General features: G+C 42.3%; 1 protein-coding gene. It reads right to left on the reverse strand.

Annotated features, from left to right (window positions below; translation table 11 throughout):
• Positions 1-59: 59 nt before the first annotated feature.
• A complete protein-coding gene (locus NE536_RS22795) occupies positions 60-590 on the reverse strand; it encodes a GNAT family N-acetyltransferase (RefSeq protein ID WP_261274122.1) in 531 nt (176 codons plus the stop codon).
• Between the last annotated feature and the right edge of the window lie 317 nt (positions 591-907).

Consider the following 907-nt stretch of genomic DNA (forward strand, 5'->3'; position numbering starts at 1 on the left):
GGTCGCGGCTACGCGCGGCCTATCCTTATTTGTTAGGCAGGTATACATTCATCGCGATACTAATCGCATTCTGGATCCATAACCTTCATGAATCTGAACATCTCATCTTCATCCCCTTCTTGATGAACCTGAGCCGATGATTGGTTTGGGTCCGGATGAAACTTATTATAAAACTCGACAATTTTGAAGCCACACCTGTTTACATAAAAGTGAATGTTTCGCTTCTCAAAATACGGAGTGACCGTCTCCCAGATCTTGGTATTTGGGTATTCGCTCTGAATTGCTTTCCAAGCTTGAAGCCCTAGCCCACGACTCTGCCAGCTTGTTGAAATAAAAAAGAACGACAATGAGTTTCGATTGGTTATCTCATCGATTAACACTACTGCACCGCCAACACGCTGATCGTCTACTATGAACCAATATGTAGCAGCTCCAGCAATAGCAATGGACTGATCTATGTCTTCATTAGAAGGAATGGGCTCTTCAAGCGGCAAACCTAAGTCAGCTTCCGCCGCCACTCGGAACGAGTCTTGGAGAGCCGTTTTGAACTCACTGAAAGTGTCTACTTTAGCCTTCTGGAGCTTGACCATTGCGAAATTATGCCTAACTCTCAATAACTTATACTCCATAAAGTTTATCAGAACCAGAATTGCAGCGATGTTTCACTTCGCTACCACTTCTCGTGATGGTCTGATCCGATAATGCTGAACCTTGTTTCATTACAAAAAATAAGTCAATCGGTATACTGTTGGCAGATTAAACTCAAGAGAGCATAAACCATATCAGGGTATTCGCACGTTAACCAGAAACGAACGTGGAATATCAAGATTCCACGTATAAACCAGACTAAGCAAGTCTGATTCATTTGGGATTAGAACAAGAATTAAAATCTCATCAAAGTATGACC

Source organism: Shewanella septentrionalis (assembly GCF_025370265.1).
Taxonomy (GTDB): domain Bacteria; phylum Pseudomonadota; class Gammaproteobacteria; order Enterobacterales; family Shewanellaceae; genus Shewanella; species Shewanella hafniensis.

Coding starts and splice junctions, on each gene's coding strand:
- NE536_RS22795 (WP_261274122.1), bottom strand. CDS start 590: ATGGTCAAGCTCCAGAAGGCTAAAGTAGACACTTTCAGTGAGTTCAAA.